This window comes from Stenotrophomonas sp. YJH_SMC_127 (assembly GCF_059372445.1).
Map to the genome: position 1 here is coordinate 22,866 of NZ_JCAFVO010000005.1, position 24,018 is coordinate 46,883.

The following is a 24,018-nucleotide window of genomic DNA, read 5'->3' on the forward strand; positions in this document are numbered from 1 at the left end:
ACCACGGCAGCCAGATACCACCGCAGCCACCAGCGCAGGCGGACCGACGCAGTCACTGTCGCGTGCATCAGAATTCCTCCACTTCCCAGCCACCGCCGTCGCGCTTGCGCCTGACCTTCACCGCGATGAAGCGGAACGGGTACATGGCCGCGGCAATCTTGATCTTGGCCCTGGCATCGTCCTGCCAGTGCCCTTTCACCTCGTGGCACTCCATGACGCCGTCGGCAGCCATGACTGCAAAGTCCGGGGTGTAAAACGTGTTGTCAGCCAAGCGCAGCTTCATGCCCTCGAACCGGTGCCACTGCACCTCGCCTGCCGCTTGCAGCGCGCGCAGCCGCTCGGCATACGCGGCCTCGGTCTTGTTCATCTCGCCGGTCTTCAAGCGGCCAAGGGCCAGAACCCGACGGTTCATCGCTTCACCTGGTCAACGCCCAACTCCCGGATCTCGCCCAACTGCTTGTTGCACTGCTGCAGGCTCAGGATGTTGGCGTTGTAGGCCGACACCACCTTCTCTACGGAGCGCTCTTGGGCCCGGGTGATCGGACAGGGCTGGGTCAGTTCGGCCGGCGGCGCCACGGGCCGCTCCACCGTGACGTAAACCACCCGCGGAATGTCCGGCTTGCTGGTGATGCTGCAGCTGCCGAACCCGCACAGCGGCAGCGCCGCAGCCAGGATCACAGCAACGGAATGGCGTCGCATAACTTCTGCTCCAGCTGTTGCCGGCATCCCGGCTGGGTCTTGGCCGCCTGCAGGGCCTGCTCGGCCTGGGTTGCGCGGCGCTGGCTCTGGGCTGCTGCCGCTTCAGCCCGGCGCGCAGCCTCGTTTGCTGCCGCCCTCTGTCGGGCCGCATCATCGATCGATGCCTGGGTCTGCCGGTTCACATCCTTCAGCAGGAGGCCGCAGGCGTTGGCCGCTCGTAGGTTCTCGGCAGCGTCTGCCTCAGCGACAGCGCGCGCCTTGTCGGCCCTGGTAATGGCGTCCTGGTCCTTGGCGGACTGGCGATCCTCTCCGCGCTGACAGCCAGTCACGAACAGGCCGCCGGCCAGTGCCAAGACCGCCAGCACCTTAAGAAGGTCGGCGTATGGGCGTAGTGGGTCCAGCATTGGGCACCTACATGAATGGGTCGCCCTCCCTGGGTTACGCTGTGCGTGCTATCGACACAGCCCAAGGAGGGCGACATGGCAGAGATTGTCGGTTTTGACGAAAAGAGCTTCTTGGCCGCATTTGAGGCGCAAGGAAAACAACGCGCACTCGAGCTGCTGCTATCTGCGTTGATCACCACGCATCCCGAGCCTCACAAGTTCCGGATCGCTATCGATCACCTGATCAAGGAAGATGAGAACCTCTTCTATAAGGCCGCTGAAGCACTTGACGGTGATGCCGCCTCATCCGCACACGCCATCGGCAAGGCCAAATATGCGGCTATGCGCGACAAGGCTGAAAAGGTCATTTCAGCAACAGTCGGATGGAATCCGTAAGGCTGGACTCTTTGATTTGATCCCTGAGGGCCGAGTGAAGTTCTTCGGCCCTTTTCTCCGCCTGGGATGGCGCATTGAGCCAGTTCCGCAACCACAGCCGCGGGTTCCATTTGTCGTTCATTCCGAACCTCCTGCTCTGATCGTGTCGCTATCCGGGTCAAACGGCGGCGGCTCAAGGCCGGCCGCCCGCATCAGCCCCTCCAGCCTGTAGATGTGGCGGATCAAGCGAAGCTCCCTGGCTTCCATACGGCCAACCCGCTCACCCAGCCGGGTCACCTCCTCGCGCATCAGCTGGATCACGTTGACCTCGGCACCTTCCCTGGCTGTCTCTACGAACTGCTTGCGCCACCACAGCGCCACACCGCCGGCTCCGACCATCAAGCCGCCAACTGCCGTGCCAATGGCCTGCCAGTCCACGTCGACCCCGATCATCGGGCCACCGTCCCGCCGGCCTTGCGGTACACGGCCAACAGGTCGGCAAGCTTCTGTTCGTGCTGGCCGTAGCCCGCGCCGGGCAGGCTCGCCCAGGTTTTGCGGACGGCCTTGATGGCCTCCTCAACCTTGCCCGCTTGGATCAGCGGCAGCGCGCGGCGCTCCCGGATTTGCTGCAACGCAATCAGGTCCTGGCTCAAAGGCGAGAAGTCCTTCAGGCCCAGCGTCTTCTTGTAGGCGTCGTAGTAGCGGCGCAGCAGCTGGTAGCGGCCGGCTCCCGTGGACTGGATCTTCAGCTTCGGCAGGTCCACCAGCACTCTCGGGTGGTCGCGGTAGCCGTTGAACAGTTGGCCGCCCACGATCACGTCGTAGCCGCGGTCCTTGGTGGCCTGCTTGCCGTTGTCCGTACCTTCGGACCACGCCAGCATGTCGAGGAAGGCCACGACGTTCACGCCGCCAGCCTGTTGGGGAGTGATCTGCGCCATGGCGTCTCCTGGAAAAGAAAAGCCCCGGCTTGGCCGGGGCTTGCGTCTGGATGCTGGGAAGATTGCACCCGTTTCCGATGACCTAGGAAGTCATCGCTATGCGGCCTTGGAAAGAGCCCTGTTGAACTTCCTTGCCGCGCGCGCCTCGGCGGCACGGAAGCTGCACAGCATCCACTCGTACACCGGGCGCCAGAACCGGCTGTATGCCGACCAGTCGGCACCGATCGCGGCAGCGCGCTTACGGCCGCTCAGCGGCTCATGGCCGCTACCACCGCACTCAACGCAGTTCACGACACCTGCGACGCGCGGGTCCAGCAGAACTCTCTTGCCACAGCAGTGCGAGCACTCGCGCGCGCCGGCCATTTCAGCGATCACCGCCCCGGCCAGGACTCCCAACTGTTCCATCGTGTTGTTCGGCCAGGCCGCAGCGCGCGCGTCGTCCAGAGCCTTTTCCGTACGGAGCAGCTCCCGCCGCTGCGCCTCCGTAATCGACCCACCGCACCAGCCCATGCTGGCCTTGGCAATGCCGTAGTCGGTGCGCGCGTCGGCAAGAGCGTGCATCTGGCGGGTGAACTCGGGCGCGACCAGGGAGATGACCGCCTGGCGCAGCTGCTCGCGTCTCCGCTGACCGCTCTCCGGCCACCACAGCGCCTCCAGCAGTTCGCGACCAAGGCCGGCCGGGACGTACGCCAAGGCGGCCAAGATTTCCTCAGTGCTCGGTCCACCAATGCTTCCGTCGAAGCTCAGTGCCCTCGGCCCCGTCCGGCTCGACAGCAGTTCGCGTCCCTCGTTCATTCCCATGTGCCTTCCCCTTGGTGGTTTGCTCGTGCAGCGCGCGATCGCGCATCGTGGTCATTCAGTGCGGGCCTCTTGAGGGCCTCTTTCTCTGTCCGGTTGTGGCCCGTCAAAAAGGCACCTCCGGACCGGCCGGCTCGGCCGCAAAGTGCGTGATCTTGGGGTTGTCACCCCGCCAGCTCCCGAACACCGGCCGCTTGCTCACCGAGTCCCACAGCATCAGCCGCGTGCCGTCCTGCGGCGCCTCCGCGATGGGCCTCCAGAATGCGGGCGCGGTCACGCTGCACCTCCGAAATCGATCACACGTATCCATGCGAGATTGTTAACGGCGCAGTAGCTGGGAACACGAACAACCGCTCCGTCCAACTCCAGCTGCCTCATCTCCTTGAGCACCACCTTGGTCGGCTGCCCAATGCGTTTAGCGATGCTGCCGGTGTACATGACCTCGCGTCGGCGAGCCTCGGCATCGGTGAATGCCTTATTGATCTCTTGGCGGATGCTCATGCTCGCTGCTCCCAGCTGGCCGTCAGGTGCTGCACCTGCCCGCCGCGTGCCTCGAACTGCTCCACCGTCTCGGCCGGGCCATCGGCGAGCACACGTGCCTTGGCTCGCTTGGGCCGGGACACCGTGTTGTGGTCCATCCGCCGCTCGCGGGGCGCACGCTGGGGGTTGATCCTCTGCGCCATGGCCTTCGTCTTCTTCATGCTGCCGCCCTCAGTTCGTTGATGTAGGTCTGGTTTGCAATCAGCTCGTCGTCGAAGCCGTACGTCTCGTGGAACGTCCGCGAGCCATCCATCAGGCTCGGGCCGTAGATCTGGCGCATCGTCGCGAAGGTGTTCCCCTCCATCGGATGCCGCATGTGGTGCCACTTGCAGAGGGCGTAGCCGAACATGTGACCGCGCCGTAGGTTCCCGCTCTTGGCGTGGTTGTAGTCGCAGCCGTACACCACCAACTCCGGGTCCAGCAGGCCCTGCATCTGCAGCGCCAGGCAGGCCATGCACGGGCCGGTCTTGGCCAGCTCGATCCGGCCCACCTCCTCTCTCGTCGGCGCCGGTGCGTTCGACCACATCAGCGCAGCTCCGGGATCGGGCCGGCGTAGCGGGTGATCGGGATACGCCGCATGCCGTCGCGCCAGACAGTCATCCCGCGCGTCGCGTAGACCACCAGCGGCTTGATCCCGTAGCCGTAGGCCAGATACCAGCCCGCCTCGGCCACCGGCTCGCTCACAGGTCGCACTTCGACGTTGAAGTGATCGGGGCTCATGCGGCTTTGCCCTCCAGCAGCGCGACGATCTCGGCCAGGCGCGAACGGGTCCGTTCGTCCGCTGTCGGCGATGGCTCAACCGTTCCAGCCAGCAGCGCCAGCGGGTTGAAGGCTGGGGTGGCGGGCGGAAGTGCCAGGTACTCCGCCACCTGTTCCTTCAACAGCTGGCCAGCGGCCACCGCTTCCCGCAGTACGCTGTCCCGACCGGACACGTCGCCGCCGAGGGACAGCTGGTAGGTGGCCGTGCGGTGTCCAGCGCGCGCTTCCTTCACCAACCGGGTGTACACCTCCAGGAATGCCGGCCGGGCCGCGATCTTGTCGCCTGCCTGCACCAGCGGCGACGCCGCCGCCCACGCATCGCGGGTCTGCTCAGTCCACACCACGGTCGCACCTTCGTCGGCGGCACGGATCGCGTTGGCCCATGCCTCATTCGGTGCCGGGTGGCCGTCCTCGATGCGTTCGAGGATCGCCGCCAGCGAAAGCCGCGCCTTCAGCTCCCGGCGGCACGACGCCAGCGCGCGCTCCAGCATCGGCAGCGGGTACGCCGCCAGATCCGAAACCATGTAGGCGGCCGCGTTCGGGCTGAGCTGGTCGCCAATCACCTCGGCGGTGGCCACCAGCAGATCGACCAGCCGATCCTGCTCCTGATTACCGAGCATGTGCCGCCCTCCGCTGTGCCAGCAGAGCCTTGGCCGCGTCGGCGGCGCCGAGGTTGGTCTGCGTCTTGTCGGTCTGTCGCGCGGCCTCTTCGGTGACCTGACGGCCGGTGGCCCACTGCGTGCGGTATGCCTCGCACTTCGCCAGCAGCGCGCCCAGGTCGTGCATGTTCTGCACCACGTAGCGCTCGTTGACGGTCAGGAACCACGCGGCCACCAGCGGGGCCTCGGCGTGGCCGAGGCGTTGCACGATCTGCCGGACGTTGCTGTTCACCTTGGCGTTGCGCACCGGTGCCACACCGTGCCGGTCACGGTAGGCACTGGCGTAGGCCGCCCAGGTAGCACGGCACGCAGCCTGTAGGTCGGTCTCGGAAGCCACCGCCAGCGGCGCGGCCGGCAGGCCCGCCGGAAATGACGGTTCTTCTGACGGTTCGTTGAGGGTTATATGACGGTTAGGCGGCACGGGGCGCACCCCTAGACCTGCGCCCGGTGCATCCCCCCCTGCATGGGGCGCATCCCCTCCTGCAGCGGGCGCACCCCCTGCATGGGGCGCAGCCCCTGCGCCCGGTGCAGTACCTGCTTTTCCAGACTTGCGGCCAGCCTTCGACGGCACAGCGGCCTTGTCGAAGTTGGCCGGAGTGACCTTGTAGACCGTGCTGCTGTTGAACCGGCGGTCGCGGGTCAGCAGGCCGACGGCCTCCAGATGATCCATTGCCGTACGCACAGCGCGCGCCGACATGCAGCAGCGCGCGGCGATGGTGCCCACCGCCGGCCAGCAGACACCGTCGTCGTTGGCCTGATCAGCCAGCGAGATCAGCACAGCCTTCTGCGTGACGCTCAGGCCCTGCAGCGGCCAGCACTGCGACATGATGATGGTCGACATGTCAGAGCCCCAGCGTCAGGTTCTCGCCCGGCGCAACCGGCCACCAGGTGCATGCAGGCTTGCCGGTCGTTGCGCACGGCGCGGTTGGGCCGCGCCAAATGCGTCCCTCGCGGGCCAGCTCAGGCAGCCGGCGACCCAACATGTGGCGATCGAGGCCTGTCAGCGTCGACAGATGCAGGCTGCTCTGGCCAGGATGGCGAATCACAGCAGCCTCGGTCTTGGCGTGCTGGACACGAAGCGCGCCGCTTTCAGCGAGCGCGGCGGCGGCGATGTGACTGGACTGCGGATCAGTGGAGCGGGCCGGGTGGTTCATTGGCGCGCCCTCCCCTTCGCTGCAGCGCGCGACACGTTACGGATCAGCCGGTGTGCCATCGTGATGAGCGAGTTGGCCTCTTCCACCATCAGCTTCGCTTCGTCACTGTCGATATGGTGATCGGCCATCGCGTCCACGGCGGTGCCAGACAAGCGCCCTACCCGTGTGGTGATCTCCAGCAACTTGGTCTGGATGGCCCCGATCTCGTCCGACCAGCCACCCTCCGGCGGAGGCGGAACGGTGGCCACCGCCATGCCGAACTGCCCGGCCAGCGCCTGCATCCAGTCCAGGGCGTAATCGCTGCCGCCTGCCTTCTCCTGCATCCACTCGGTGAGCAGTTCGGCGATTTCCAGCGTTACCGATTCACCCTCCAGCCCGCGCAACTTCGCGCGCAGCGTCTCCGGGTGCATGGACTTGCCGCGGCGGTCGGCCAGGAAAGCGGCCGCGTCCACGACACCGCCGGGCGTCTTGCGCACGGAGTTGTAGAGGACGTCGAGCCAGTTGAGTGCAGATGTACGGCAGGTCATGGGTCACCTTGGGAAAGGCTGTGTTTCAAGGTTTCGGGCTGGGCCCGGGTGGCGCACGATGGGCGCCATGGAGATCAACAAGTCAGGGACGACGGCCAGGGACGGCCTTTCAGGCGGTGTCGACCGGCCCAATGCGGTTCGCGTCGGGGTCAGGGATCACGGGCGCCAGGGACGGCAGCGGCTCTTCGATGCCGAGCAAGCGCAGCACCTGCGGAATGTTGGGCACCTCGCCCTCATCCGCCCACGCTTCGACCTGCTCTGCCGGCAGCTTCAACACCTTGGCCAACTGCTTGTCGGTGCTCAGGCCCAGCTTGGCGCGCAGCGCGCGCTTAATCATCCGGCAGTCAATCTCTGCACGAAGCTGCTCCGTTGTTTCACTGGTGGGACAAGCCGGATCTGGCCCGAAAACGTCGGGCCGCAGCTGATGGCGCGATACGCCGGTCGCAAGCTCAATCGCAATGCAGCGCTCTGCCGGAACGCGCCTGCGGTCGTACCAACCAGAAACGGATGGCGGCTTGATACCAAGAAGCTGGGCAAGAGCCTGCTGGCTGCCTGCCGACTGAACTGCTCTATCGAGGGCTGTCATGTCCATATCATCCATTAGCTCACAGCTAACAGCTTATTGCAAGCCACCAGCTGCACGATCTCAATTAGTTACCGGCTAATCTTTGCCAATGGACATTCGAGAGATCCGCAGCCGCAACTTCCGGCGCCTGATCGACGCCCTTGAAGCGAAGGGGATCAAGGGGCGCCGCGATCAAGGCGCCCAGCTGGGCGGCTTCTTGTCGCCTTCCTACGTTTCCCAGCTGCTCGGCGGGAAGTACATCGGTGACGATGTGGCCAAGAAGATCAGTCTGGCCCTAGGGAAGGACCACGGCTGGATGGATCGCCCCCAATGGAGTGAAGACGGCGAGCCTTCTGTCTCACCAATCCCGGAGAATGAGACGCCCCCCGGCTATGTTCGCTTCGACTTGTTTGAAGGGGGTGCAGGGATGGGAGCAGGGATGGTCAACCAAGACTACCCGGAGGTAGTGAAGACCATTGAGATCGCCGAATGGGAAGTGCGCAGGAAGCTCGGTTACCTGCCCCAGCCTGGCCGCATCCAGCTCATCACTGGCCGGGGGCCCTCCATGCGGCCCAAGCTGGAAGACGGCGACGTTGTGTGGATCGACACGAGCTGCGACTACTTCGACGGCGACGACTACTACCTCATCAACATAGGTGGCGAGACGCAGATCAAGATGCTGCAGAAACGCGGCGATGGTCTCTACGTGGTCAGCGTCAACACGGACTTCCCCGCCTATCGGCCAGATCCTGGTGATTTGAGCATCCTCGGCAAGGCCCTGATCCACGCAGGCCTGCGAAAGTTCTAAGTAGCGTCCCAAATTGGGACAAAGAACGAGCCCCGCTAAGCGGGGCTTTTTCGTTAGCGCCGTTCATAAAACTATTAGCTCTTAGCTGTTGACTAATGATTAGTTCGCGACTAACGTTTGCTCCGTCGCCCAACACCACCCCATCCCGGGGCCGGGCGCAGGAGATCACGCATGGCCACCCTGTCTCTCGGCGTCAGCAAGGCGCCACCCACCGTCGTAGCGATTCCCTTCCTCGGCGTGGTCGCCATCAAGGTGGGCGCTGCCAGCCTCTACATTGAACTCGCAGAGGCCGACCGCCTCTCGGTAGAGATCCAGCACGCCGCGCATCAGCTGAGCGGCGAATGCCAAGGCGCAGCCGCATGAGCGCCGCCCTCGCCCACCACTCCAACGCTCAGCGCGCCGCTGCAGCCGCCGGCATCGTCGCCCGCGCCGGGCGCCGCTGGGGCCTCCTCCCCTACCAGGTCGTCATCGCCTCCAGCGTCGCCGCCAATGCCGTCCTTCGGCACGGCCAGAGCGCTGCAGGCGCTGTCGCTGCGGCCCGCTGCGCAGCGCGCGCCCACGGCGGAGCAACCTGATGCGCCACCTGGCCCTGCCCTTCTACTGCGCCGTCGTCGTCGGCCTGCTGCTGGCGCTGATCGCGCGCGCCATCTACACCGGCGCCGGCTCGCTCCTCCCGCCCTTTGGTGCTGGCGTCGTCTTCTTCACCTGGTGCGGCGTGCGCGACCTGCGGAACAACTGGCCCGCGTTCCGCGAGGAGATGCGCCAGCGCTCGGAAGGGCGCGCGCGCACGGCGCTGCCCGCCGACGACACCCACTGACCCCCTGCCCTGCGCTCTCCCCCTGTAGCGCAGGGAACCCGCGCCGGCCGGGTTCCAACAGCCGGCAATCCCTTCCAGGAGTCCAGCGTGCGTAACCAGCTCGACATCTTCGATCACGACCCGGCCCGCATGGCAGCAGCCAACCGCGCAGCCGCCGAGCGCGCACTGCACGACGTCCAGTTCACCGCCACCGTCCGGCAGGAACGCCACGAGTACTACCTGGGCGAAGCCGAACGCTGGGAACACCTCGCCGCGCACAGCGCGCGCTCCACCCACAGCAAGGACATGCAGGCATGAGCAACGACAAGAAGACAATGGAAGATGTGCGCAACCTGATCGTCTGCGATACGCAGTTCGGCTGGACCGGGTCCACTACTCTGCGGCTGCAGCAGATGCTTGCGCTCCAGGAACGCGGCTGGCTGGCTGAAGGAGCAGAGAACAACGAGTTCGATCTGACTGATGCTGGCCGCGATGTTGTAGCCCGCGCCCTGCAGAGTGCAGTCCAGCCCACCCTGGCGGACGTGCAGCCCGGTGGGAGGGTGAGGCTGGGGGATCAGGCCGAGCGGGCGCAGTGGCGCTCGATGGACACCTGCCCGCGCGACGGAACTGTGGTTCGTCTGCGGTGGGGTGAAGACCATGTATCGCCCGGGTGGTGGTCTGCGCCGGTGTCGCCGGTGCAGAACGACGATGGAACCTGGCCGTCCGATACGGGTGGATTCCCGTGGGCATTCATTGATTTAAACAACGGCTCTGCGTTCGTCAACCATGCCGTAGACACCGAGTATGGGCCGACGCATTGGGCTCCCTATGTCGCCCTCTCCGCCCAGCCCTCCCCGGGTGGTCAGGACGCGCTGGCAGCGCTGCAACGGGACTACGACAAGCTGCTGGACTCGTTTAATCGGCAGGTCGAGGTCGCCGAGAAGATCGCGGGCCGCGTCCTGCAGCAGGACGACAGGATCGAGGAGCTGGAAGAAGCCCTCGCCTCCCGCCAGCCGGTGGGGGAGCCGGTGGCGTACACGGACGGAAACGAGTTCGTATGTGCCGCTGAGTACGCAACCATGCGCGGCCTCGGCCATGACGGAAATGGATGGCGACCGCTCTACGCCGCCCAACCCGCGCAGGCCGTGGACCTGGACGAACTGCGCCGAGCCGCCTGCGTGGTCAACATTGTCGGCCAGATCGACGGGCACGATGTTGTGCGCCGGGACTCGGTGCTGGATGTGATCGACACCCGGAGACAGCGGCTGACCGAAAGCCAGGCGGTGGGCAATGGCTGAGCGCATACAGCACCTGGTGAATGTCTCCGGCGGCAAGGACAGCACGGCGGTGTACCTGCGTGCTATCGAGCTGGGCCGGCCCTTCCGCGCCGTGTTTGCCGACACCGGCAACGAGGATCAGCGCGTCTACGACTACGTTGCCGAGCTGGCGCACAAGACTGGCGGCCCCGAGGTCGAAACTGTCCGCGCGGACTTCACCCGGCAACTGGCTCAGCATCGCGCGTACATTCTCGAACGCTGGCCTAGCGAAGGTATCCCTGATGAGATAGTTCGGCAGGCCGCTGCCCTGCATGAGCCCACCGGCAACCCATTCCTGGATCTCTGCATCAGCAAGGGGCGCTTCCCTTCGCGGATGGCGCAGTTCTGCACCGAGGAACTGAAGACGATTCCGATCACCACCCAGGTGGTGGGGCCGATGCTGAAGGCCGGGCCGGTCCTGCAGTGGTTGGGCATCCGAGCGGAGGAATCCGCCAACCGCGCCAAGCAGCCGCGCTTCAATCGGCATGAATCCGGCTGCTACGTGTGGCGGCCAATCTCTGATTGGACGGTTCAGCAGGTATGGGACCAGCACCGCCGCCACGGCCTTGAGCCCAACCCGCTCTATGCCCTCGGCATGGGCCGCGTCGGCTGCATGCCCTGCATCAACTGCCGCAAGGGCGAGCTGCGGAACATCGCGGACCTGTTCCCCGATCACATCGAGCGCATCCGACGGTGGGAAGAAATCGTCGCCTCGGCCAACAAGCGCCGCAGCGCAACGTTCTTCCCTGCCGTCACCGACCCCACCGACGTGGAACGCCCTGGCACCTACTCGCGGATCGACACGCTGGTCGAATGGAGCCGCACCAGTCGAGGCGGCCGCCAGTTCGATCTGTTCTTCCAAGCCCAGGCCGGCGGCGGCTGTACCTCTGACCTCGGCCTTTGCGAAAGGAGCGCTGCGTGACTGCACCCATGGCTGACCAGCTGCTCACCTCAGCACCAATCTCTCCCCATCAGCTCGCAGAGCAGAATCTCCGTCTTCTCCTTCGCATCCTGCTGCGATACCACCGGAATCGCCAGACCAGTGAGACTCGGTCCGTACACCACGTGAACCGCCACGATCTCACCACGGCCTGGACTCCCCACCGAAACCCTGGCCGTCACCGTCCTGCCCCGGATTGCGAAGACCCAGTCCTCGTGCCAACTCCCACTCGCAGGCATCCAGTGCTCCCTTTTTCATCTCTCCTTGATCCCAGCATACAAAAGCAGGAAGCCGTGAGGTATTCCACCAATGGCTGACCAGCTGCTCACCGCTGCACAGGCCAAGCACACCGCGCGCGTGTTCCTCTCGGAATGCCGGGCGCGCCGACACGGCCTCGGCTTCTGGTTCGCCTTCAACGCTGCACAGCGCGCACGCATGCGCGCCACCGCTCCCGCCCCATTGCCGGCACCGCCGCGCGCACCTGCACTGCCGGCCCAACTGGACCTGTTCGCATGACCGCACCACTGCCCGTTTCCCCGGCCACCGTTGTCGAGGCCACCAAGGCATCGTCGCCTGTCGCAGCGGTCGTCTCTGCCATGCGGCGCGTCGATCCAGCCGGCCGCGGCGTTGCCGCCAACCAGGTGCGTGCTTGGGCCGACACCCTGATGACAGCGCTCTATACCGCGCAGCCGGTGCGCTGGGAGTACCGCCACAAAGACGATCATGCGCCGGGCTGCTGGATGCAGGCCGACGCCGGCCACGTGTATGGCGGGCACCAGCGCGGCCTCGTTGTCCGCGCCCTGTTCGAGACCCCGCGCGTAATTCAGCCCGAGAAGGTCCACGACTTCCAGGGCGGGGTCTGCGTTCGCTGCGGCGACAGCGAGGACTGGGCCGGCCCCGATTGTTCCCCGCTGGTCAAGAAGGTCGACCCGCGAACCCTGCTCCCGTTCGACCCGCAGTGGCTGGTCGAGCCACTGGAATGGCTCAGGGACGCCCGTCCGAACCTCAACCCATACGAACGCCGCAGGAGGGCCGAGCAAGCCGCCTTCCTGCTGGAAAAGTTGGTCCCCCACATCGAGGAGTGCAAGAAGCCATGACCCAGGAACATATCAGCCACCCGGAAGGGTTGCCGAACTGCGCCGCCGGCCACCGCGCGCGCCACATCCACGACAAGCGCTGTGCGTCCGCCGGCGGTGGCCACCTGGTCGAGTGCGCCTGCAGGTCGACCAGCAAGCATGCCGACCCCGACGCGGCCATTGCGGCATGGCGCCGGCTCAACCGCCCGCCGCGCAGCGCGCGAGCGCCAGCCCTCCCGGCCGTCGCTGACAACGTCGTGCAGTTCAACCTCAGCCTCATCGCGCAGGCGCCGGCCAGGAGGAAGACCGCAGGAGGCGCCGATGGGCGCCGCTGAAAGGCTCGATCTATCAGGGAAGGATTGGCTGACCGTTGAGGAAGCCGCCCACTACTGCGGCGTCTCCAACAGCCAGTTCAGGAAGAACGCCATGGGCTACGGGCTGACGCCCCGCCGCTTCATGGGAAAGCAGTTGTACGAAAAGGCGGCTCTCTATGCCGCGATCGAAGGTGCAGAGGAATGGCAAAGGTGCGACTCTACTGGCGCGGCAGCAAGGCCTACCTCGACTGGGCGGAAGGCGGCGAGCGCTTTCGCCGGTCCATTGGGCAACCTGATGCCCGTGAGGCGGAGAGAATTCGTGCCGCGAAAGAAGCCGAGCTGACGCACGGAGTACGCATTCTCGCGCGACTGCCGAAGGTCCGCGACTACCTGGAGTGGTATCTGGATTGGTACGAGGCCGAGCACCCCACCACGATTTCTAAGGCCAGGAGCGAGGTGAAGCGCTTCATTGAGCAGTTCGGCCACCGACCGATCGACAGCATCCGAGCGGTCGAGGTGGAGCAGTACAAGCGCGCCAGGCTGCTGGACGACAAGGCGGCTAAGGAAACCGTGGGGAAGGAGATTCGACGACTGAAGGCGGCATTCAACCGCGGCGTCGAATGGAAAGAGCTGGACGTGAACCCGCTGTCCTCAGTGAAGGCGCCTCGCGGCGTGCGGAGCGTGGCAGTCAAGTTCTATGACCGAGCGGCAATGCGTCGGCTGTATCGGGCGAACCCTGGGCGGGCGCCGCTGTGGCTCTTTATGGCCCACACCGGGCTGCGGCGGGGCGAGATCATTGGCCTGGAGAAAAGCTCTGTCGTGGCTGGCCGCCTTCTGGTGGAGAGCGACCCGGACGAGAGCGGCGAAGGCCGGACGAAGTCAGGGAAGTGGCGGGAGGTTCCCCTCAACCGGTATGCGAAGTGGGCGTTGCGTCACCTGCCTGACCCTCTCGTCACCGTGCACAAGGATACGGTCTCAGACTGGTTCAAGAAGGATTCGCACCTGGCTGGCGTGGGCGGGCACCTGCACAGGCTACGCCATACGTTCTGCGCTCACATGGTGATGGCTGGAGTGCCGCTCAGGCGAGTGCAGCTCTTAGCCGGTCATGCCGATTACGCCACCACAGAGAAGTACTACGCCCATCTCACTCCTGACGGAGACGAACAGGCGGTGGGCAAGCTTCGGTTCTGAGGCCAGCCTCACGCTTTTTTCAACAAAAATTTGTACAATTCGCTACGTAGCACCCCGCCGCGGCAGCATGACGCAACGCGACATCTTGGATAGCCATGATCAGAAGCATTAAGTTTAAAAATTTCCAGAGCTTTCAGGACGAGACTGAATTCTCGTTTGAACTACCCAAAAACGCAGCTTCCCGAGGCTTTGAGCGAATGTCCCGCGAGGGAACTCGCGTCTCCACGGTTAGCTCTGTTTTTGGTGCAAATGCATCTGGCAAGACCGCTCTACTGAAAGTTTTTACTTTCGTCTTCTGGTTTATGCGAGATTCTTTTTCCTATGATTTCGATGGCGGAATCCCGATCCCGGCACGCATACTAAATCCAGAGCACCCCATCGAGATCGAGCTAATTTTTGACGATTACGACGGTAGCATTTGGAAGTACGAACTTCTGGCCACGGAAGAGCGAGTGCTATGGGAAGCTCTCTATAAGAAGCAGTTGAAATTCAATTACATCTTCAAAAGGTCCTGGAGCGAGTCTACAGGCGCATATGAGATAACCCAGCAAGGCCTTGATTTAGCACCATCAGAGTCTCGCAAGGTCAGGCAGAATGCCTCACTTATATCGACAGCACTTCAATACAACAGCGACACGGTTGAGTTCATTGGACTGATAATCGCTCTTAGCAACGTTCAGATATTTGGTCGCCCTCACTACAGCACAAACCTTGCGTACGCCAGCACCTATTTCCATGAGTTTGACGACCTAAGGAAAGAAGCAGTCAAGCTGCTCCAGTCATGGGACATTGGCCTTGAGGACATTGTCATTGAAGAAGTCCAGAGCGATGCCGACGGCAAGAAGAAGGCTCCTCTTAGGACAACGTTCAAGCACAAGCGGAGCGATGGATCGACGTTCAGCCTCCCCATTTCGCAAGAATCAAATGGCACACAGTCTGCCTTTGTTCTGCTTGCAATGCTAAAGCCAGTGCTTGCAGCTGGCGGCATAGCAATTATCGACGAAATGGAGAGCGACCTGCATCCTCACCTCCTGGAATCCCTCCTAGCGCTATTTGACTCCGAAAGAACGAACCCTCATTACAGCCAGCTAATTTTCACAAGCCACACTACCAAGGTAATGGATTTCCTGAGCAAGTCGCAGGTCTTCTTCGTGGAAAAGGAAGATTGTGTGAGCCATGCCTATCGAGGCGATCAAATTCGAGGTCTTCGAAGCGATGATAATTTGCGAGCAAAATATGAATCCGGCGCGCTCGGCGGACTTCCCCAGGTAGTACCCAATGCCTAGGTATGTGAAGGAAGTACGACGCACTCTTTTGATAGTTGGTGAAGGCGACGCTGAGGCGTTGCTGCTTGGAAAACTGAAGGCGACGCTAACCGCCGGAAAGCAAGGCCCTTCCGTGACAGTGCGCAACGCCAAAGGAAAAGGTGCACTGCATGTGATAAACGAAACAATCCGGCACGCGCGCCAGGGCAGCTACAACGTAAGGGCAGCGGTTTTTGACACCGACGCCTGCTGGGACGATGGAGTCGCAGCGAAAGCAAGGCGCGCCGGTGTTGTTACGGTCCCCCATGAGCCTTGCCTTGAGTCCGTCCTGCTGGCATCCGCCGGCCGCGCAATGGAGGGCTCAACTGCGGAGTTCAAAAGGCGTTTCCTGCAGGAGTTTGGATCAGAGGCGCATGAAGCAATCGCCAGCGGTGCTTACGACATAGCAAGACTGAGGGGAGCTAACCCGCAGCTGCCTTGCGTGGTCACGCTGCTCGGCCTGTTCGCCTGATCTGCAACAAATACACGCCCCGGACGGCCCTTACTGAACATTGAGGGCCTACTGTGGGTTCAAACGCACCTGTGCCAACTGTGCCATTTCAGCCCCAATCCACGGCTAAATGTGGCACCCAGCCATTGCTGACTTGAGCCTAAGTCATTGATAAATGGTGACCCCGGCCCGATTCGAACGGGCGACCTTCCCCTTAGGAGGGGGACGCTCTATCCAGCTGAGCTACGGGGCCATGCAGCCGGGAAGTTTACAGGCAACGTGCCCTGCCCTCCAAGCATTCATGTTCGGCCAGGCCTGGCTGGCGCGTTGCACCATGGTCGGCCGGGGCGCTCTGCTACCATCGGCGATTCAGTTCATCGCGTCCCCCACCTGCCCGCGATGGCGCCAAACAACGTAACGAAATACAGGAGTCTGCATGTCTTCCGAGCTGCTCAAGTCCCTTGGCCTGGACGCGATCAACGCTGGCACGTACCTGGGCAACGGGGAGTGGTCGAGCGCGACCAGCGGTGAGCTGATCACCCCGGTCAACCCGACCACCGGCGAGCCTATCGCGCAGGTCCGCGCGACCACCGAGGCCGAGTACGAGACCGTCGTTGCCCGCGCCCAGGAAGCCTTCAAGGTCTGGCGCACCACGCCGGCCCCGCGCCGCGGTGAAGCCGTGCGCCTGTGCGGTGAAGCACTGCGCAGGCACAAGGACGCCCTGGGTTCGCTGGTTGCGCTGGAAATGGGCAAGAGCAAGCCGGAAGGCGATGGCGAAGTGCAGGAGATGATCGACATCGCCGATTTCGCCGTGGGCCAGAGCCGCATGCTGTACGGCTACACCATGCATTCCGAGCGCCCCGGCCACCGCATGTACGAGCAGTACCACCCGCTGGGCCTGGTCGGCATCATCTCGGCCTTCAACTTCCCGGTCGCGGTGTGGAGCTGGAACTCGTTCCTGGCCGCCATCTGTGGCGACGTGTGCATCTGGAAGCCGTCCAACAAGACGCCGCTGACCGCCATCGCCTCGCTGAAGATCTGCAACGACGCCCTGCGCGAAGCCGGCTTCCCGGACATCTTCTTCCTGATCAACGATGCCGGCACCGCGCTGTCGGAAAAGATGGTCGATGACCGACGCGTGCCGCTGATCAGCTTCACCGGCTCGACCCAGGTCGGCCGCACCGTCAACGAGAAGGTCGCGCGCCGCCTCGGCCGCTGCCTGCTGGAACTCGGCGGCAACAACGCCATCATCCTGGACGAAACCGCCGACCTGAAGCTGGCCGTGCCGGGCATCGTGTTCGGCGCCGTCGGCACCGCCGGCCAGCGCTGCACCACCACCCGCCGCCTGATCGTGCACCGCTCGATCTACGCCGACGTGCTGGCCACCCTGGTCAAGGCCTACAAGCAGGTGGAAGGCAAGATCGGCGACCCGACCGATGCGGCCAACCTGATGGGCCCGCTGAACAGCGAAGGCGCCGTGCAGCAGTTCCTCGATGCGATCGCCCAGGCCAAGGCGGCCGGCGGCACCATCGAAACCGGTGGCAGCCGCATCGACCGCCCGGGCAACTTCGTGTTGCCGGCCATCGTCTCCGGCCTGAAGAACAGCGACGCCGTGGTCCAGCACGAGACCTTCGCGCCGATCCTGTACGTGATGCCGTACGACACCCTCGATGAAGCCATCGACATGCAGAACGGCGTGCCGCAGGGCCTGTCGTCCTCGATCTTCACCCAGAACCTGAAGACTGCCGAGAAGTTCCTGTCGGCCGCCGGCAGCGACTGCGGCATCGCCAACATCAACATCGGCACGTCCGGTGCGGAGATCGGCGGCGCCTTCGGTGGCGAGAAGGACACCGGCGGTGGCCGCGAGTCCGGTTCGGATGCGTGGAAGGTCTACATGCGCCGCCAGACCAACACCATCAACTATTCGGATTCGCTGCCGCTGGCCCAGGGCATCAAGTTCGACCTGTGATGGCGAACGACGAGGACACGTCCGTGGGCCAGAGCCCCTCCGGGGACCTAGCCCCAGCGAGGGGTCGGATCCCCGCAGGGGCTCCGACCCTCGATTTCAGCGGCCGCCGCGTGCTCATCGCCGGCGGCAGCAAGGGCATTGGCCGTGAAATGGCGCTGGCCTTTGCCGGCGCCGGCGCACAGGTCTCGGCCTGCGCCCGCGGCCAGGCCGGCCTGGATGCCCTGCGTGCCGATGCACGGGCGCAGGGCTTCGAACTGCACGCGTTTTCCACCGATCTGGCCGATCCCGGCCAGATCCAGGCCTGGCTGCAGGCCGCTGCCGATGCCCTCGGCGGTATCGATGTACTGGTCAACAATGCCACCGGCTACGGCATGGCCGACGACGAGGACGGCTGGGCCGCCAGCCTGCAGATCGACCTGATGGCGGCCGTGCGTGCCTCGCGCCTGGCACTGCCATGGCTGCGTGCCTCCAGCGACGCCTGCATCCTCAATCTGTCGTCGATTGCCGCGCAGCAGCCGCGCCCCGGTGGCGCGCCGTATGCTGCGGCCAAAGCGGCGCTTTCGCACTACACCACGTCACAGGCGCTGGCGCTGGCCAAGGACCGGATCCGGGTCAATGCCATCGCCCCGGGCTCGATCGAGTTCGATGACGGCCTCTGGGACCGTCGTCGCGTCGAGGACCCCGCGCTGTACCACGGCACCCTGGCGAAGATTCCGTTCGGCCGCTTCGGCCACCCGCGCGAGATCGCCGACGCCGCACTGTTCCTGTGCTCGCCGCTGGCGCGCTGGGTCACCGGTAGCGTGCTCAATGTGGATGGCGGCCAGGTGTTGATGGGCTGATACCGGCACTTCGGTAGCCGCCAACCTTGGTTGGCATGCCTTTCGTCGACCAAGGTCGACGCCTACCAGGGCCGAAATCCCTTCGTCGACCAAGGTCGACGCCTACCAGGGCCGAAATCCCTTCGTCGACCAAGGTCGACGCCTACCAAGGCCGATATCCCTTTCGTCGACCAAGGTCGACGCCGACCAGGGCCGAAATCCCTTTCGCCGGCCAGGGGCGACGCCTGCCATCGCATCCGCCGGGCATGGGATTGCCGGGGCAGAGGCACTATCATGTGCACACTGCCAAGGAGGACCCCGATGAGCGTGGCACCCCGACAGACAAGCGCCCTGGCCGTGGTCAGCCTGGTCATGGGCATCGCCAGCTGGACCGTCCTGCCCTTCGTGGCCAGCATCGTCGCCATCATCACCGGCCACATGGCCCGCGCCGAAATCCGCCGCCGCCCGCACGAACTGGAAGGCGATGGCCTGGCCGTCACCGGCCTGGTGCTGGGCTGGGTCATGGTCGGCGCGGCACTTGCCGCCATCGTGGTCTTCATCCTGTTCTTCGGCGGCCTGGCGTGGCTGGCGGCGGTGTCGAACTGACGCCATGACCGCCTCCGACAGCACTGAACGCTTCAGCAGCCGCGTCGCCGACTACGTCCGCTACCGGCCCGACTACCCACCCGCGCTGCTGGAGTGGCTGCACGGCCCGATGGGTGTCAGCCAGCAGGTGCGTGTGGCTGACATCGGCGCCGGCACCGGCATTTCCAGCCGCCTGTTCCTGGCCAGCGGCCATCCCGTTGTCGCGGTTGAGCCCAATGCGGCCATGCGGGGCGCGGCCGAAGAATGGCTGGCACCGCAGTACCCGCAGTTCCGTGCGGTGGACGGCCGCGCCGAGGCCACCGCACTGGACGATGCCAGCATCGATCTGGTCAGCGTCGCGCAGGCCTTCCATTGGTTCGACACCGTGGCGGTACGCGCCGAGTGGCAGCGCATCCTGCGCCCCGGCGGCCAGGCCCTCATCTACTGGAATTCTCGCCTGCTCGATGCCAGCCCGTTCCTGGTCGGCTACGAACAGCTGCTGCTGGACTACGGCACCGACTACACCGCCGTGGCCGAGCGCTACCAGGACGACGCCACCATGCAGGCCTGGTTCGGCGCTGGCCTGCGCGGCAGGGTGGAGCTGCCGAACGTGCAGCACCTGGACTTCGACGCCCTGCGCGGGCGCCTGCTGTCCTCCTCCTACGCCCCTCAATCCGGTCATCCGCGCCACGCACCGATGATCGACGCTCTGCAGCACCTGTTCGCCGCCCACGCGGTCGACGGCCAGGTCGCTTTTGAATATCGAACCCGAGCCTTCCTCGGCACGCTGGACTGAACCGACGCATGTATTCGCTTGCCCGCCCCTTTCTGTTCTCGCTCGACGCCGAGCGCGCCCACGGCCTTGGCCTGTCCGCACTGGACCTGGCCTATCGCACCGGCACCACGCCGCTGCTGGCCGCACGCATCGCGCCGATGCCCAGCACGGTGTTCGGGCTGACGTTCCCCAACCCGGTCGGCCTGGCCGCCGGCCTGGACAAGAACGGGGAGCACATCGATGCGCTGTTCGCGCTCGGCTTCGGCTTCGTCGAAATCGGCACGATCACCCCGCGCCCGCAGGCCGGCAATCCGCAGCCGCGCCTGTTCCGCCTGCCGGAACACAACGCGATCATCAACCGCATGGGCTTCAACAATGCGGGCGTGGACGCGCTGGTGCGCAACGTCGAGCGCGCGCGCAACCGCCGCGGCCTGCTCGGCATCAACATCGGCAAGAACAAGGACACCCCCAACGAACAGGCCGTGGACGATTACATCGCCTGCCTGGACAAGGTGTACCCGCTGGCCGACTACATCACTGTCAACATTTCCTCGCCCAACACCGCCGGCCTGCGTGAACTGCAGGAAGAAACCGCGCTGCGCCAGCTGGTCAGCCAACTGCGTGACCGCCAGGAAGAACTCGCGGCCCGCCACGGCCGACGCGTGCCGATGCTGGTGAAGGTGGCACCGGACCTCAGCGAGCGTGACATCGATGCCGCCGCCCGCGTGCTGGGCGAGCTGCAGGTGGACGGCGTGATCGCCACCAACACCACCATCGACCACAGCAAGGTGGCCGGCGATCCGCTGGCCAACGAGGCCGGTGGCCTGTCCGGCGCGCCGGTGCTGGAGCAGTCCACGCTGGTGCTGCGCCGCCTGCGCTCTCGCCTGCCCGAGTCGGTGCCCTTGGTCGGCGTCGGCGGCATCCTGTCCGGTGCCGATGCCGTGGCCAAGATGGCGGCCGGTGCCGCGCTGGTGCAGTGCTACAGCGGCCTGATCTTCCGTGGACCGGCGCTGGTTTCCGAATGCGTGGAAGCGATCCGTCGCCGCCGCGAAGCACCCAGCCGCGGCGCGGTGGCCCCACTGTGAGCGCGCCCATGGACACCATCGACGGCAACGCCCCGCTGCGCTGGACGCTCACCCAAAATGCGCCGCTGCAGGCACTGAACACCTTCCACGTGCAGGCCAATGCGGAACAGCTGCTGGAACTGCACGATGCCGCGCTGCTGCCGGAGGTGCTGGCACTGCCCGAGGTGGCCAACGGCCCACTACTGGTGCTGGGTGCCGGCAGCAACGTCCTGATCGCCGAGGACCTGCCCGGTACCGTGCTGGTGTTCGGCAACCGCGACATCAGTTTCCTTGAACACCGCGCCGACCATGCCGTGATCCGCGCCGGCGCCGGCGTGCCCTGGCATGGCCTGGTGATGTGGTCGCTGCAGGAAGGCCTGTCCGGCCTGGAAAACCTGGCGCTGATTCCCGGCACCGCCGGTGCCGCACCGATCCAGAACATCGGCGCCTATGGCGCGCAGGTCGGCGAGTTCATCCAGGCGGTCGAAGCCTGGGACTGTCAGGAGCAGGCCTGGGTGCGCCTGGATAACGAACAGTGTGGTTTCGCCTACCGCGACAGCGTGTTCAAGCAACAGCCCGATCGCTACCTGATCACCGCCATCGAACTGAAACTGCCACTGCTGCACGATCTGCGCATGGACTACGCCGGCATCCGCGAAGAGCTGCAGGCGCAGGGCGTGGTGCTGCCGGGCGCGGTGGACGTGGCCAATGCGGTGATCGCGATCCGCCGCCGCAAGCTGCCCGACCCGGAGGTACTCGGCAATGCCGGCAGCTTCTTCAAGAACCCGGTGCTGCCACTGGAGCAGGTCGACGTGCTGCTGCAGCACTTCCCCGACCTGCCGGTGTTCCCGGCCGAGCAGGACGACAAGCGCAAGGTCTCGGCAGCCTGGATGATCGAATCCTGCGGCTGGAAGGGCTTCCGCGACGGCGATGCCGGCGTGGCCCCCAGCCACGCGCTGGTGCTGGTCAACCACGGCAATGCCAGCGGCGCTGAACTGCTGGCGCTGGCGCGCCGCATCTCGGCCTCGGTGCTGGAGAAGTTCGGCGTGCCGATCGAACCGGAGCCCCGCCTGCTCGGCGCACAGTGGTGAACAGCCCCACCCTTTCCCCCAGCGCCACCCCGATGCGGGCGGCGCTGCTGATGCTCGGCAGCACGATGGCGTTCGGCCTGATGGCGGTGGCGATCCGCTATGCCACGCGCTACGTGCCCACCCAGGAAGTGGCGTTCTTCCGCAACGCCTTCGGCCTGCTGGCGCTGCTGCCGATGCTGCTGCGGCCCGGCCGTGCGCCCTTGAGGACGCAGCAGCTGCCACGCTATTTCGTGCGCAGTGCAATCGGCCTGGGCTCGATGCTGTGCGCGTTCTGGGCGCTGGGTCACCTGCCGTTGGCGCAGGCGGTTTCGCTCTCCTATTCCACGCCGCTGTTCGTCACCATTGCCGCCGTGCTGTGGCTGGGTGAAACCGTGCGCGTGCGCCGCTGGGCCGCGGTCGTGGTCGGCTTCATCGGCGTGCTGGTGATCGTGCGTCCCGGCACCGCCGGCTTCACCGCCGGCAGCCTGGTCGCGGTGGGTGCGGCGGTACTCAGCTCGCTGGTGGCGATCCAGATCAAGCAGCTGACCCGCGTCGACAGTGCCGATACCGTGGTGCTCTATACCTACGTGTTCTGGGTGCCGCTGTCGCTGGTGCCGGCGCTGTTCGTCTGGGTCTGGCCGACCGGGTCGGCCTGGCTGTGGCTGCTGGCCACCGGCGTGCTTGGCACCGTCGGCCAGCTGTTGTGGACCCGCGCGCTACGGCTGGGCGAAGTCTCCGCCCTGACCCCGATCAGCTTCCTGCAGCTGCCACTGGTAACGCTGTTCGGCTGGCTGCTGTTCAACGAAACGGTGGACCGCTGGACGATCATCGGTGCCGGCATCATCCTCGCCGCCAACGCCTACATCGCCCACCGCGAAGCCGTGCTGTCACGCCGCGCTGCAAGCGCGGCGGCCTCTGCAGCGGCCAAGCCCGCAGAGTAGATCCACACCCCGCGCAGACACCGCGGCCCCCTGTAGAGCCGAGCCATGCTCGACTCATCGCGCAGCGTGAGGGTTCATCGTGGAAATGCCATCCACGCATGGCGTGGATCTACAGCGCGCGATACACCCGCTCTGCCGCGTCGAATACATTGCCCGGTGCGAACTGTTCGCTGAGGAAATGCAGCGACTGCCGGCGCAGCTGCGGCGAACGGTCCTCTCCATCACTGCCCAGCAGGACCTGCTGGAACTCGATCAGGTCCTGCAGGATGCGCCAGTGCCGGTACCAGGCGATCCAGCGTGGATCGCCGCGGTCACTGCCATAGCCTTCCTCGAATCCCAACGGGTTCTCGCGCCCCCAGCGCCCACCGACCGCGCCACCGATGAACATCAGGTCGCGCTCGCGCGGGGCCAGCGACAGGCCATCCCAATCGATCAGGTGCAGGCTGCCGTCATTGCCCATCAGCAGATTGCCGGCATGCAGGTCGGTGTGGCACAGGTGCAGCCGCACCGGGACATCCTGCAACGCCGCGTGCAGCTGCAGTGCCTGCGCATGCAGCGCCGCGATGCGCGCATGCTGCTGGTCCCAGACGGATACGAAGGCCCGGCCCAGCCCATCCCTGGCGGCCGCCAGGCCCTCGCCGGCCAGCCATTGCCCGACCGTATCAAGCGCCGCGGTTTCCATCCGCAGGCTCGGCAGCGCCTCCTGCAGCGCCGGTGGCGGGCACGCCTCGTGCAGGCGCCGCAGCACCTCGCCCAATCGTTGCCACTGCGTGCGGCTCAACGCCGCCTCGAAGCCGGACTGGCCTTCCACATACGGGAACAGGGTGAACTGCAGGCCCCAGCGCTGCACTGACGCTCCACCGGTCAGCGCCGGCCATGGCGCGACGATTTCCTCGATGCCCAGCGTGCCGCGCAGCCAATGCAGGGTGTCCCAGACGGCAGGGGCAACCTGGTAACTGCGGCATTTCAACCACCATTGCCCGCGCCGTGCATCGATGCGATACACGCTGGCGTTGGCATCGGCGCCAACCGGGCGTGGCACCACGGCATTGGCGGTGATGCCATAGGACTGCTGAAGGACTTCGCCGAGATGCTGCGCCGAAGCGAATGACATGGATGCAAGCGGAAAGTATTACCTGCCGCCACTATCGCAGATGCGCGGGCCGCGACACAGACATGTCCGTCACAACATCGTGCCTGCGC

General features: G+C 65.2%; 38 protein-coding genes and 1 tRNA gene. 21 read left to right on the forward strand and 18 right to left on the reverse strand.

The features are described from left to right. Positions 1 to 67: 67 nt before the first annotated feature. The 3 genes from AC5QAB_RS12830 to AC5QAB_RS12840 are packed head-to-tail and all read right to left on the reverse strand — an operon-like array spanning position 68 to position 1,052. Entirely contained in the window at positions 68 to 412 is a 345-nt protein-coding gene (locus AC5QAB_RS12830; protein WP_227864004.1) for a DUF1064 domain-containing protein, read from the reverse strand. Continuing rightward, a complete protein-coding gene (gene lysC / locus AC5QAB_RS12835; protein ID WP_227864003.1) occupies positions 409 to 699 on the reverse strand; it encodes an Rz1-like lysis system protein LysC in 291 nt (96 codons plus the stop codon). The genes AC5QAB_RS12830 and lysC overlap by 4 nt, the downstream gene beginning before the upstream one ends. Then, the gene (locus tag AC5QAB_RS12840; RefSeq protein WP_495233434.1) at positions 675 to 1,052 is read right to left on the reverse strand and encodes a hypothetical protein; all 378 of its coding nucleotides are present in this window, start codon (positions 1,050 to 1,052) and stop codon (positions 675 to 677) included. The genes lysC and AC5QAB_RS12840 overlap by 25 nt, the downstream gene beginning before the upstream one ends. A gap of 126 nt (positions 1,053 to 1,178) precedes the next feature. Between AC5QAB_RS12840 and AC5QAB_RS12845 the strand changes: the two genes are divergently transcribed. Further along, positions 1,179 to 1,478 (forward strand): hypothetical protein, encoded by a 300-nt coding sequence (locus AC5QAB_RS12845; protein ID WP_227864001.1) that lies wholly within the window; start codon positions 1,179 to 1,181, stop codon positions 1,476 to 1,478. Positions 1,479 to 1,595: 117 nt separating this feature from the next. Here AC5QAB_RS12845 and AC5QAB_RS12850 read toward each other — a convergent pair whose 3' ends face one another. The 13 genes from AC5QAB_RS12850 to AC5QAB_RS12910 all read right to left on the reverse strand — a co-directional run bounded on the left by AC5QAB_RS12850 (position 1,596) and on the right by AC5QAB_RS12910 (position 7,418). Then, positions 1,596 to 1,910: a hypothetical protein gene (locus AC5QAB_RS12850; protein ID WP_032129818.1), complete on the reverse strand. Its 315-nt coding sequence runs from the start codon at positions 1,908 to 1,910 to the stop codon at positions 1,596 to 1,598. Further along, complete coding sequence (locus AC5QAB_RS12855) at positions 1,907 to 2,395, reverse strand: glycoside hydrolase family 24 protein (protein ID WP_227864000.1); 489 nt, start codon at positions 2,393 to 2,395, stop codon at positions 1,907 to 1,909. The genes AC5QAB_RS12850 and AC5QAB_RS12855 overlap by 4 nt, the downstream gene beginning before the upstream one ends. A gap of 96 nt (positions 2,396 to 2,491) precedes the next feature. After that, the gene (locus AC5QAB_RS12860) at positions 2,492 to 3,190 is read right to left on the reverse strand and encodes a hypothetical protein (RefSeq protein ID WP_495233435.1); all 699 of its coding nucleotides are present in this window, start codon (positions 3,188 to 3,190) and stop codon (positions 2,492 to 2,494) included. A gap of 109 nt (positions 3,191 to 3,299) precedes the next feature. Beyond that, a complete protein-coding gene (locus AC5QAB_RS12865; RefSeq protein WP_227863998.1) occupies positions 3,300 to 3,470 on the reverse strand; it encodes a hypothetical protein in 171 nt (56 codons plus the stop codon). Next, positions 3,467 to 3,694, reverse strand: coding sequence for a hypothetical protein (locus AC5QAB_RS12870; RefSeq protein ID WP_495233436.1), 228 nt, complete (start codon positions 3,692 to 3,694; stop codon positions 3,467 to 3,469). Before AC5QAB_RS12870 ends, AC5QAB_RS12865 begins: the two co-directional genes overlap by 4 nt. Continuing rightward, on the reverse strand, positions 3,691 to 3,894 hold the full coding sequence (locus tag AC5QAB_RS12875; RefSeq protein ID WP_227863996.1) for a hypothetical protein: 204 nt from the start codon (positions 3,892 to 3,894) through the stop codon (positions 3,691 to 3,693). Before AC5QAB_RS12875 ends, AC5QAB_RS12870 begins: the two co-directional genes overlap by 4 nt. Further along, the gene (locus tag AC5QAB_RS12880; RefSeq protein WP_227863995.1) at positions 3,891 to 4,259 is read right to left on the reverse strand and encodes a Ref family recombination enhancement nuclease; all 369 of its coding nucleotides are present in this window, start codon (positions 4,257 to 4,259) and stop codon (positions 3,891 to 3,893) included. The genes AC5QAB_RS12875 and AC5QAB_RS12880 overlap by 4 nt, the downstream gene beginning before the upstream one ends. Then, the gene (locus AC5QAB_RS12885) at positions 4,259 to 4,453 is read right to left on the reverse strand and encodes a hypothetical protein (RefSeq protein ID WP_005418745.1); all 195 of its coding nucleotides are present in this window, start codon (positions 4,451 to 4,453) and stop codon (positions 4,259 to 4,261) included. Before AC5QAB_RS12885 ends, AC5QAB_RS12880 begins: the two co-directional genes overlap by 1 nt. Then, the gene (locus AC5QAB_RS12890) at positions 4,450 to 5,112 is read right to left on the reverse strand and encodes a hypothetical protein (RefSeq protein ID WP_227863994.1); all 663 of its coding nucleotides are present in this window, start codon (positions 5,110 to 5,112) and stop codon (positions 4,450 to 4,452) included. The genes AC5QAB_RS12885 and AC5QAB_RS12890 overlap by 4 nt, the downstream gene beginning before the upstream one ends. Next, positions 5,102 to 5,992, reverse strand: coding sequence for a helix-turn-helix domain-containing protein (locus AC5QAB_RS12895; protein ID WP_227863993.1), 891 nt, complete (start codon positions 5,990 to 5,992; stop codon positions 5,102 to 5,104). Before AC5QAB_RS12895 ends, AC5QAB_RS12890 begins: the two co-directional genes overlap by 11 nt. Position 5,993: 1 nt before the next feature. Continuing rightward, the gene (locus tag AC5QAB_RS12900) at positions 5,994 to 6,305 is read right to left on the reverse strand and encodes a winged helix-turn-helix domain-containing protein (protein WP_111190575.1); all 312 of its coding nucleotides are present in this window, start codon (positions 6,303 to 6,305) and stop codon (positions 5,994 to 5,996) included. Beyond that, entirely contained in the window at positions 6,302 to 6,832 is a 531-nt protein-coding gene (locus AC5QAB_RS12905; protein WP_227863992.1) for a phage regulatory CII family protein, read from the reverse strand. The genes AC5QAB_RS12900 and AC5QAB_RS12905 overlap by 4 nt, the downstream gene beginning before the upstream one ends. A 109-nt stretch (positions 6,833 to 6,941) precedes the next feature. Continuing rightward, positions 6,942 to 7,418 carry a transcriptional regulator gene (locus AC5QAB_RS12910; RefSeq protein WP_227863991.1) on the reverse strand — a complete coding sequence of 159 codons (477 nt, stop codon included), beginning with the start codon at positions 7,416 to 7,418 and terminating at the stop codon, positions 6,942 to 6,944. An 88-nt stretch (positions 7,419 to 7,506) separates the two neighbouring features. On the opposite strand from AC5QAB_RS12910, the gene AC5QAB_RS12915 reads away from it, so the two are divergent. From AC5QAB_RS12915 to AC5QAB_RS12975, 13 genes are all read left to right on the forward strand, one after another. Then, the gene (locus AC5QAB_RS12915) at positions 7,507 to 8,205 is read left to right on the forward strand and encodes a S24 family peptidase (RefSeq protein ID WP_227863990.1); all 699 of its coding nucleotides are present in this window, start codon (positions 7,507 to 7,509) and stop codon (positions 8,203 to 8,205) included. Positions 8,206 to 8,376: 171 nt separating this feature from the next. Next, positions 8,377 to 8,568 (forward strand): hypothetical protein, encoded by a 192-nt coding sequence (locus AC5QAB_RS12920; protein ID WP_227863989.1) that lies wholly within the window; start codon positions 8,377 to 8,379, stop codon positions 8,566 to 8,568. Beyond that, positions 8,565 to 8,780, forward strand: coding sequence for a hypothetical protein (locus tag AC5QAB_RS12925; RefSeq protein ID WP_227863988.1), 216 nt, complete (start codon positions 8,565 to 8,567; stop codon positions 8,778 to 8,780). The genes AC5QAB_RS12920 and AC5QAB_RS12925 overlap by 4 nt, the downstream gene beginning before the upstream one ends. After that, positions 8,780 to 9,022 carry a hypothetical protein gene (locus AC5QAB_RS12930; protein WP_227863987.1) on the forward strand — a complete coding sequence of 81 codons (243 nt, stop codon included), beginning with the start codon at positions 8,780 to 8,782 and terminating at the stop codon, positions 9,020 to 9,022. Before AC5QAB_RS12925 ends, AC5QAB_RS12930 begins: the two co-directional genes overlap by 1 nt. An 87-nt stretch (positions 9,023 to 9,109) precedes the next feature. Further along, positions 9,110 to 9,319 carry a hypothetical protein gene (locus tag AC5QAB_RS12935; RefSeq protein ID WP_227863986.1) on the forward strand — a complete coding sequence of 70 codons (210 nt, stop codon included), beginning with the start codon at positions 9,110 to 9,112 and terminating at the stop codon, positions 9,317 to 9,319. After that, positions 9,316 to 10,299: a hypothetical protein gene (locus AC5QAB_RS12940; protein ID WP_495233437.1), complete on the forward strand. Its 984-nt coding sequence runs from the start codon at positions 9,316 to 9,318 to the stop codon at positions 10,297 to 10,299. The genes AC5QAB_RS12935 and AC5QAB_RS12940 overlap by 4 nt, the downstream gene beginning before the upstream one ends. Continuing rightward, entirely contained in the window at positions 10,292 to 11,239 is a 948-nt protein-coding gene (locus tag AC5QAB_RS12945; RefSeq protein ID WP_227863984.1) for a phosphoadenosine phosphosulfate reductase domain-containing protein, read from the forward strand. Before AC5QAB_RS12940 ends, AC5QAB_RS12945 begins: the two co-directional genes overlap by 8 nt. Before the next feature lie 327 nt (positions 11,240 to 11,566). Continuing rightward, positions 11,567 to 11,773 carry a hypothetical protein gene (locus AC5QAB_RS12950; protein ID WP_099475728.1) on the forward strand — a complete coding sequence of 69 codons (207 nt, stop codon included), beginning with the start codon at positions 11,567 to 11,569 and terminating at the stop codon, positions 11,771 to 11,773. Continuing rightward, positions 11,770 to 12,354 (forward strand): hypothetical protein, encoded by a 585-nt coding sequence (locus AC5QAB_RS12955; RefSeq protein WP_227863983.1) that lies wholly within the window; start codon positions 11,770 to 11,772, stop codon positions 12,352 to 12,354. The genes AC5QAB_RS12950 and AC5QAB_RS12955 overlap by 4 nt, the downstream gene beginning before the upstream one ends. Further along, positions 12,351 to 12,668: a hypothetical protein gene (locus tag AC5QAB_RS12960; protein WP_227863982.1), complete on the forward strand. Its 318-nt coding sequence runs from the start codon at positions 12,351 to 12,353 to the stop codon at positions 12,666 to 12,668. Before AC5QAB_RS12955 ends, AC5QAB_RS12960 begins: the two co-directional genes overlap by 4 nt. A 180-nt stretch (positions 12,669 to 12,848) precedes the next feature. After that, complete coding sequence (locus tag AC5QAB_RS12965; protein ID WP_227863981.1) at positions 12,849 to 13,838, forward strand: tyrosine-type recombinase/integrase; 990 nt, start codon at positions 12,849 to 12,851, stop codon at positions 13,836 to 13,838. 95 nt (positions 13,839 to 13,933) lie between these two features. Continuing rightward, positions 13,934 to 15,124 (forward strand): AAA family ATPase, encoded by a 1,191-nt coding sequence (locus AC5QAB_RS12970; protein WP_227863980.1) that lies wholly within the window; start codon positions 13,934 to 13,936, stop codon positions 15,122 to 15,124. A 4-nt stretch (positions 15,125 to 15,128) separates the two neighbouring features. Continuing rightward, positions 15,129 to 15,614, forward strand: a complete 486-nt coding sequence (locus AC5QAB_RS12975; protein WP_227863979.1) for a hypothetical protein — start codon at positions 15,129 to 15,131, stop codon at positions 15,612 to 15,614. A gap of 155 nt (positions 15,615 to 15,769) precedes the next feature. Here AC5QAB_RS12975 and AC5QAB_RS12980 read toward each other — a convergent pair. Further along, positions 15,770 to 15,846: transfer RNA gene (locus AC5QAB_RS12980), tRNA-Arg, on the reverse strand. 183 nt (positions 15,847 to 16,029) lie between these two features. On the opposite strand from AC5QAB_RS12980, the gene amaB reads away from it, so the two are divergent. From amaB to AC5QAB_RS13015, 7 genes are all read left to right on the forward strand, one after another. Beyond that, a complete protein-coding gene (gene amaB / locus AC5QAB_RS12985; RefSeq protein WP_014646923.1) occupies positions 16,030 to 17,562 on the forward strand; it encodes an L-piperidine-6-carboxylate dehydrogenase in 1,533 nt (510 codons plus the stop codon). Next, positions 17,562 to 18,401, forward strand: coding sequence for an SDR family NAD(P)-dependent oxidoreductase (locus tag AC5QAB_RS12990; RefSeq protein ID WP_181452940.1), 840 nt, complete (start codon positions 17,562 to 17,564; stop codon positions 18,399 to 18,401). The genes amaB and AC5QAB_RS12990 overlap by 1 nt, the downstream gene beginning before the upstream one ends. A gap of 300 nt (positions 18,402 to 18,701) precedes the next feature. Continuing rightward, positions 18,702 to 18,986, forward strand: a complete 285-nt coding sequence (locus AC5QAB_RS12995; protein WP_014646921.1) for a DUF4190 domain-containing protein — start codon at positions 18,702 to 18,704, stop codon at positions 18,984 to 18,986. Between the two features lie 4 nt (positions 18,987 to 18,990). Next, a complete protein-coding gene (locus tag AC5QAB_RS13000) occupies positions 18,991 to 19,761 on the forward strand; it encodes a class I SAM-dependent methyltransferase (protein WP_049406336.1) in 771 nt (256 codons plus the stop codon). 8 nt (positions 19,762 to 19,769) lie between these two features. Further along, on the forward strand, positions 19,770 to 20,825 hold the full coding sequence (locus AC5QAB_RS13005; protein WP_049471279.1) for a quinone-dependent dihydroorotate dehydrogenase: 1,056 nt from the start codon (positions 19,770 to 19,772) through the stop codon (positions 20,823 to 20,825). 8 nt (positions 20,826 to 20,833) lie between these two features. Further along, positions 20,834 to 21,895, forward strand: a complete 1,062-nt coding sequence (murB, locus tag AC5QAB_RS13010) for a UDP-N-acetylmuramate dehydrogenase (RefSeq protein WP_241883807.1) — start codon at positions 20,834 to 20,836, stop codon at positions 21,893 to 21,895. A gap of 32 nt (positions 21,896 to 21,927) precedes the next feature. Beyond that, on the forward strand, positions 21,928 to 22,815 hold the full coding sequence (locus AC5QAB_RS13015) for a DMT family transporter (RefSeq protein ID WP_032959989.1): 888 nt from the start codon (positions 21,928 to 21,930) through the stop codon (positions 22,813 to 22,815). Positions 22,816 to 22,924: 109 nt separating this feature from the next. Here AC5QAB_RS13015 and AC5QAB_RS13020 read toward each other — a convergent pair whose 3' ends face one another. Continuing rightward, complete coding sequence (locus AC5QAB_RS13020) at positions 22,925 to 23,929, reverse strand: aminoglycoside phosphotransferase family protein (protein ID WP_032959991.1); 1,005 nt, start codon at positions 23,927 to 23,929, stop codon at positions 22,925 to 22,927. Positions 23,930 to 24,018 lie beyond the last annotated feature (89 nt).

Coding starts and splice junctions, on each gene's coding strand:
- AC5QAB_RS12905 (WP_227863992.1), bottom strand. CDS start 6,832: ATGACCTGCCGTACATCTGCACTCAACTGGCTCGACGTCCTCTACAAC.
- AC5QAB_RS12900 (WP_111190575.1), bottom strand. CDS start 6,305: ATGAACCACCCGGCCCGCTCCACTGATCCGCAGTCCAGTCACATCGCC.
- AC5QAB_RS12930 (WP_227863987.1), top strand. CDS start 8,780: ATGCGCCACCTGGCCCTGCCCTTCTACTGCGCCGTCGTCGTCGGCCTG.
- AC5QAB_RS12965 (WP_227863981.1), top strand. CDS start 12,849: ATGGCAAAGGTGCGACTCTACTGGCGCGGCAGCAAGGCCTACCTCGAC.
- AC5QAB_RS12890 (WP_227863994.1), bottom strand. CDS start 5,112: ATGCTCGGTAATCAGGAGCAGGATCGGCTGGTCGATCTGCTGGTGGCC.
- AC5QAB_RS12970 (WP_227863980.1), top strand. CDS start 13,934: ATGATCAGAAGCATTAAGTTTAAAAATTTCCAGAGCTTTCAGGACGAG.
- AC5QAB_RS12990 (WP_181452940.1), top strand. CDS start 17,562: ATGGCGAACGACGAGGACACGTCCGTGGGCCAGAGCCCCTCCGGGGAC.
- AC5QAB_RS12880 (WP_227863995.1), bottom strand. CDS start 4,259: ATGTGGTCGAACGCACCGGCGCCGACGAGAGAGGAGGTGGGCCGGATC.
- AC5QAB_RS13015 (WP_032959989.1), top strand. CDS start 21,928: ATGCGGGCGGCGCTGCTGATGCTCGGCAGCACGATGGCGTTCGGCCTG.
- AC5QAB_RS12875 (WP_227863996.1), bottom strand. CDS start 3,894: ATGAAGAAGACGAAGGCCATGGCGCAGAGGATCAACCCCCAGCGTGCG.
- AC5QAB_RS12920 (WP_227863989.1), top strand. CDS start 8,377: ATGGCCACCCTGTCTCTCGGCGTCAGCAAGGCGCCACCCACCGTCGTA.
- AC5QAB_RS12885 (WP_005418745.1), bottom strand. CDS start 4,453: ATGAGCCCCGATCACTTCAACGTCGAAGTGCGACCTGTGAGCGAGCCG.
- AC5QAB_RS12870 (WP_495233436.1), bottom strand. CDS start 3,694: ATGAGCATCCGCCAAGAGATCAATAAGGCATTCACCGATGCCGAGGCT.
- AC5QAB_RS12940 (WP_495233437.1), top strand. CDS start 9,316: ATGAGCAACGACAAGAAGACAATGGAAGATGTGCGCAACCTGATCGTC.
- AC5QAB_RS12915 (WP_227863990.1), top strand. CDS start 7,507: ATGGACATTCGAGAGATCCGCAGCCGCAACTTCCGGCGCCTGATCGAC.
- AC5QAB_RS12950 (WP_099475728.1), top strand. CDS start 11,567: ATGGCTGACCAGCTGCTCACCGCTGCACAGGCCAAGCACACCGCGCGC.
- AC5QAB_RS12910 (WP_227863991.1), bottom strand. CDS start 7,418: ATGACAGCCCTCGATAGAGCAGTTCAGTCGGCAGGCAGCCAGCAGGCT.
- AC5QAB_RS13000 (WP_049406336.1), top strand. CDS start 18,991: ATGACCGCCTCCGACAGCACTGAACGCTTCAGCAGCCGCGTCGCCGAC.
- AC5QAB_RS13005 (WP_049471279.1), top strand. CDS start 19,770: ATGTATTCGCTTGCCCGCCCCTTTCTGTTCTCGCTCGACGCCGAGCGC.
- AC5QAB_RS12960 (WP_227863982.1), top strand. CDS start 12,351: ATGACCCAGGAACATATCAGCCACCCGGAAGGGTTGCCGAACTGCGCC.
- AC5QAB_RS12895 (WP_227863993.1), bottom strand. CDS start 5,992: ATGTCGACCATCATCATGTCGCAGTGCTGGCCGCTGCAGGGCCTGAGC.
- AC5QAB_RS12855 (WP_227864000.1), bottom strand. CDS start 2,395: ATGGCGCAGATCACTCCCCAACAGGCTGGCGGCGTGAACGTCGTGGCC.
- AC5QAB_RS13020 (WP_032959991.1), bottom strand. CDS start 23,929: ATGTCATTCGCTTCGGCGCAGCATCTCGGCGAAGTCCTTCAGCAGTCC.
- amaB (WP_014646923.1), top strand. CDS start 16,030: ATGTCTTCCGAGCTGCTCAAGTCCCTTGGCCTGGACGCGATCAACGCT.
- lysC (WP_227864003.1), bottom strand. CDS start 699: ATGCGACGCCATTCCGTTGCTGTGATCCTGGCTGCGGCGCTGCCGCTG.
- AC5QAB_RS12850 (WP_032129818.1), bottom strand. CDS start 1,910: ATGATCGGGGTCGACGTGGACTGGCAGGCCATTGGCACGGCAGTTGGC.
- AC5QAB_RS12945 (WP_227863984.1), top strand. CDS start 10,292: ATGGCTGAGCGCATACAGCACCTGGTGAATGTCTCCGGCGGCAAGGAC.
- AC5QAB_RS12955 (WP_227863983.1), top strand. CDS start 11,770: ATGACCGCACCACTGCCCGTTTCCCCGGCCACCGTTGTCGAGGCCACC.
- AC5QAB_RS12925 (WP_227863988.1), top strand. CDS start 8,565: ATGAGCGCCGCCCTCGCCCACCACTCCAACGCTCAGCGCGCCGCTGCA.
- AC5QAB_RS12845 (WP_227864001.1), top strand. CDS start 1,179: ATGGCAGAGATTGTCGGTTTTGACGAAAAGAGCTTCTTGGCCGCATTT.
- AC5QAB_RS12995 (WP_014646921.1), top strand. CDS start 18,702: ATGAGCGTGGCACCCCGACAGACAAGCGCCCTGGCCGTGGTCAGCCTG.
- AC5QAB_RS12860 (WP_495233435.1), bottom strand. CDS start 3,190: ATGAACGAGGGACGCGAACTGCTGTCGAGCCGGACGGGGCCGAGGGCA.
- murB (WP_241883807.1), top strand. CDS start 20,834: ATGGACACCATCGACGGCAACGCCCCGCTGCGCTGGACGCTCACCCAA.
- AC5QAB_RS12830 (WP_227864004.1), bottom strand. CDS start 412: ATGAACCGTCGGGTTCTGGCCCTTGGCCGCTTGAAGACCGGCGAGATG.